Origin of the sequence: Nocardia sp. NPDC060220 (genome assembly GCF_042727815.1) — a bacterium.
In the GTDB taxonomy this organism is placed as follows: domain Bacteria; phylum Actinomycetota; class Actinomycetes; order Mycobacteriales; family Mycobacteriaceae; genus Nocardia.
Window position 1 is genome coordinate 1 of record NZ_JBHWZY010000563.1, and the last position, 4,620, is coordinate 4,620.

Consider the following 4,620-nt stretch of genomic DNA (forward strand, 5'->3'; position numbering starts at 1 on the left):
GTCGTGCAGGAGGTATACCTGCGGTGGGCGCTGGCCGACCACGCCGAGATCGCCAACACCGAAGCGTGGTTGACGACCGTCACCGTGAATCTGTGTCGTACCCAGCTCGTTTCGGCTCGCGCCCGGCGCGAGACCTATGTCGGGCAGTGGCTGCCGGAGCCGGTACCGACCGGCGGCGGCGCGCTCGGTCCGCTGGGCACCGTCGAGGAACGCGAATCGGTGTCCCTGGCGGTGCTCACCGCGATGGAACGGCTCAGCCCGATCGAACGCGCCGTGTTCGTGCTGCGCGAGGCGTTCGGCTACTCCCATGGCGAGATCGCGGAGATGCTCGACCTCACCGTGGCCAACACCCAGCAGATATTCCATCGGGCCGGTCAGCGGGTGCGCACCGGTAAACAGCGCTTCGTGGTGTCGGCCGAGCACGCGCGCACGATGATCGAGAAGTTCTTGCAAGCGGCCTCGACCGGCGATGTGGCCGGTCTGCGCGAACTGCTCGCCGACGACGTGGTGTCGGTGGCCGATGGTGGTGGCCGGGTTGTCGCGGCCAAGATCCCGGTGGTCGGTGGCGATGTGGTCGCGCGCTACCTGTCCAACCTGCGGCGTTTCCTCAGCCCCACGTCGCGGTTCGAATTCACCGAGATCAACGGCGACGTGGGCCTGATCCTGATCCAGGACGAGATTCCGGCCGGTGTACTCGTGTTCGACTTCGACGAAGCGGGCTCGATCGCGGCGGTCCGCACGGTCGTGAACCCGATCAAACTGGGCGCCATAACCGTGTGATCCAGATCACTTGGAGAACCTGTCAGGAACTCGGGGGCTGATCGGTCTGGTGTGTGTAGGCATTTCGAGAGAAGGAGCCACACCATGACCGGTCAGCATCGGATCGTCGTCCTCGGCGCCGGGTACGCGGGACTCACCGCGGCCCGTGCCCTCGCGAAGAAGACTCGCGACACCCAGATCACTGTCGTGGACGGCCGCGCCGAATTCGTGCAGCGGGTGCGTCTGCACCAGGCCGCCGCCGGTCAGCCGGTCAAGCGGCTCGACCTGCGGAAGTCGCTGGGACGCAAGGGCATCGAATTCCTCCAGGCGCGGGTCACCGACCTGGACCCGGATCGCAAGATCGTCGCCCTGGACGGCGAGTGGACGTTGCACTACGACACCCTCGTCTACGCGCTCGGCAGTCAGGCCGACCGCGACGCTGTGCCCGGAGCGGCCGAGCACGCGAAGTTCGTCGCCACCGCCGAGGATCTGACGGAACTGTCGGGTCAGATCGTCATCGTCGGCTCGGGCCCGACCGGCATCGAACTGGCCACCGAACTCGCTGAGTCGCAGCCGGATTCGCGGATCAGCCTGCTCGGTAACGAGGACCCGGGCGCTTGGCTCTCGCCGCGCGCGCACCAGTTGATCCGGGACGCGCTCACGCGGGCCGGCGTCGAAATCCGTTCCGGTGTCAAGGTTGTCGAGGTGCTCTCCGATGCGGTTCGGCTCGCCGACGGCACCCTGGTGCCCGCCGATACCACCGTCTGGACCACTGGTTTCACCGTCCCCGATCTGGCTCGTCGCGCGGGTCTGGAGGTCGCCGACGACGGCCGTATCCGCACCGACGACACGCTGCGCTCGGTGTCGCACCCCGACATCTACGCCGTCGGCGACGCCGCGCTGATGGTCGGCGTGGACGGCCGCCCGCTGCGGATGGCTTGCGCGACAGCGATTCCCGCCGGCCAGTACGTTGTCGGGGCCATCACGGCGCGGGCGCGTGGCCGCGAACCCGAGCCGATGAAGGGCCGCTACGTCGCGCAGTGCATCAGCCTGGGCCGCCGTGACGCGGTGTTCCAGGTGGTCAAGGCCGATGACACCCCGACGAGCACGGTGCTCACGGGCCGTGTCGGGGCGCTGATCAAGGAACTGATCGTGCGTGGCACGGCCTTCACGGTCGGCCTGCGATAGTCCGACCGGACTGGCGTAATCGCCCTCTTCGCGGCCGTTGGGTCAGATCTGACCGGGGGCCGCGAAGTGGGGCGATCGCGCCGGGGTCGTCCGGTGCGGTCAGGTGGCGGTGTCTCGTCTGCGGCGCGGCCACCGGCGTCGAGCGTGTCGGGTCAGCGGCCGTGCCCAGGGCGCGATCGTGATCGCGAGGAGCGCGCTGAGCCACGGCAGCCGCCACCACCAGCGCACATCTCGTTCGAGCGCCGTCGTCGGCTCGGTCAGCAGACGTGCCGTAGACGACCACACCACGAACGCGTCCCCGATGGGCATCAGGCCGAAGGCGTACCGCTTGGAGCCGGGCAGGCCGACCGGCAGTCCGAGCAGCTCACCTGCGGAGCCGATCGCGGCCGCCAAGTCGCTGTCGCCGTTCACGCGGGCGGCGCCCTGGGCGACGACAGTGGCGGAAAGGCTGACTCCGGCGACCAACGGTCCCGAGTCGACGTCACCGCTCCCGTCGACGCCCTTCGGATATTCGCGAATGGCGGGCCCGAAACCGCCTGGATAGGTGAGATATCGGTCTCGGTACCGCGCGTAGTGGCTCTTCGCGAATGCTGGGTCGATCTCGGGCAGGAATCGAAGTATCACTGTCTGTGAGGTTGCCCGGGCGCCGGTCAGCATCGATCCGTCGGTCGGTGAAACCTGATGCGGCAGTAGTCCGGTCGCGGGGTCGAGGCGGGTCTCGGCCTGCGCGAGCCAGCGATCTATCACCGCCGTGTACTGCGCCCCGAACAGCTTGTCGTGCAGGCGAAGGGAAGCCACCGCGACGGTCGAATCGACCGGCCACGCCTGGCCTCGATAGGCCTGGAGAAACGGTGTGCCGGCCGCGGAGAACGCCTGTGCGATCTCGGCGCTGTGCGTGGAGAACTGGTGCACCGCAGTGGGATCGGAGCGATCGAGCGACAGGATCGCGCCCCGCAGCCAGTTGGTCCACCCGGCCCAGAACACTCCGTACGCGGGCTGCAACCCGGGGCTGAAAACCGCACGGCCCTCGTCGGATTCGGTTCTTGCCAGCGCCCAGCGTGCTTCGCGGAGCGCGTTGTCACGCAGTCCTGGATCGGTGTGCGCGGCCTGTACCCAGGCGAGACCGTAGAGCACGTTCGAGAAGACGTACCCCTCCGGAAACAGTTGCTGCGCAGCGGTATCCGAGCCGTCGTCGAGCGCGTCACGCACGAAGGCCAGCTGGCGCGCGGTCGACCCGGGCTGCCCGTCCAGGCCCGGTTGCGGCCACAGCAGTCGCCCGGCTCCGATCAGGCACGCCGCCGTCACGATGATCCCCACCACGCGCGGCGCCCAGCGCCGAATTCTCCCCATGGCGACACTCTGCCAGGAATTTGCCGTCAACCAATCATTGACGATCCGGCATCGTCAACCTATGGTTGACGCATGAGCACTCCGAACTTTCGCCTCGACGACCTCATCGACGGCATCAAGAAGGCCCGCCCCGACAACGTCCTCGACCAACTCTCCGACGCGGTGGTCGCCGCCAATCACCTCGGCGAGACCGCCGACCACCTGATCGGCCACTTCGTCGACCAGGCTCGCCGTTCCGGCGCCTCCTGGACCGACATCGGCGCCAGCATGGGCGTCAGCAAGCAGGCCGTGCAGAAACGATTCGTGCCCAAGGGTCCGAGCGACGCGGCCGCCATGGATCCGCAGGCAGGCTTCGCCAAGTTCACCGACCGGGCCCGGCAGGTGGTCGTCGGCTCGCAGGAAGCGGCCCGCGCCTCGGGGAGCAGCCAGATCGCGCTCGGGCATCTGATCCTCGGCCTGATCGGCCAGTCAGAAGGTCTGGCCGCCAAGGAGATCATCGCCAGGGGCGTCGCACTGGACGCCGTGCGCGCTGCCGCGACCGCCTCGCTGCCCGCCGCCGACGGTGACGTGCCCGCGCTCATCCCCTTCGACGGCGACACGAAGAAGGTCCTCGAGCTCACCTTTCGCGAGGCGCTGCGGCTCGGTCACAACTACATCGGCACCGAGCACATCCTGCTGGCTCTGCTGGAACAGGAGAACGGCGCGGGCGTACTCAGCGGTCTGGGCCTTGACAAGGCCGTCGTAGAGGCCGAGCTCGTCGAGCTGCTGAATCAGTTCCTGGCTTCGGTGCAGGACGAGGCCTGAGAACGCGGGGGCGCGCCCGGTGTGTCCTGCGCGCTGGGCGCGACCTTGCACTCTCACCACCTGAGTGCTAAAAATGGCTTGGCACTCGTGACTGTTGAGTGCCAGGTCGGGACGGTGAGATCGGGTTCCATCGACACCCTCGGTCGTCCGTCGCGGGCACCTCCTGGCCAGCGTACTTTGGGGCGATCCAACCTGTGGTCGTCTCGTGTGTCAGCCATAGACATGTGGAGGATCTCAACGCAATGGCCAAGACAATTGCGTACGACGAAGAGGCCCGTCGCGGTCTCGAGCGGGGTCTGAACGCCCTCGCCGACGCTGTCAAGGTGACGCTGGGCCCGAAGGGTCGCAACGTCGTACTCGAGAAGAAGTGGGGCGCCCCCACGATCACCAACGATGGTGTGTCCATCGCCAAGGAGATCGACCTCGAGGACCCGTACGAGAAGATCGGCGCCGAGCTGGTCAAGGAAGTCGCCAAGAAGACGGACGACGTCGCCGGCGACGGTACGACCACCGCCACCG

General features: G+C 67.7%; 5 protein-coding genes. 4 read left to right on the top strand and 1 reads right to left on the bottom strand.

All coding sequences use genetic code 11. From position 1 onward, the window contains the following. Positions 1-780 (top strand): sigma factor-like helix-turn-helix DNA-binding protein (locus tag ACFWF3_RS25130; RefSeq protein ID WP_379315680.1); only part of this gene is annotated, 780 nt, incomplete at its 5' end. An 84-nt stretch (positions 781-864) separates the two neighbouring features. Beyond that, entirely contained in the window at positions 865-1,947 is a 1,083-nt protein-coding gene (locus tag ACFWF3_RS25135) for an NAD(P)/FAD-dependent oxidoreductase (protein WP_379315682.1), read from the top strand. Positions 1,948-2,046: 99 nt separating this feature from the next. Here the strand turns inward: ACFWF3_RS25135 and ACFWF3_RS25140 are convergent, their stop codons facing one another. After that, a complete protein-coding gene (locus tag ACFWF3_RS25140; protein ID WP_379315684.1) occupies positions 2,047-3,297 on the bottom strand; it encodes a hypothetical protein in 1,251 nt (416 codons plus the stop codon). A gap of 72 nt (positions 3,298-3,369) precedes the next feature. On the opposite strand from ACFWF3_RS25140, the gene ACFWF3_RS25145 reads away from it, so the two are divergent. Continuing rightward, the gene (locus tag ACFWF3_RS25145) at positions 3,370-4,101 is read left to right on the top strand and encodes a Clp protease N-terminal domain-containing protein (protein ID WP_379315686.1); all 732 of its coding nucleotides are present in this window, start codon (positions 3,370-3,372) and stop codon (positions 4,099-4,101) included. A gap of 242 nt (positions 4,102-4,343) precedes the next feature. Beyond that, on the top strand, positions 4,344-4,620 hold a 277-nt coding region (locus ACFWF3_RS25150), incomplete at its 3' end, for a TCP-1/cpn60 chaperonin family protein (protein WP_379315688.1).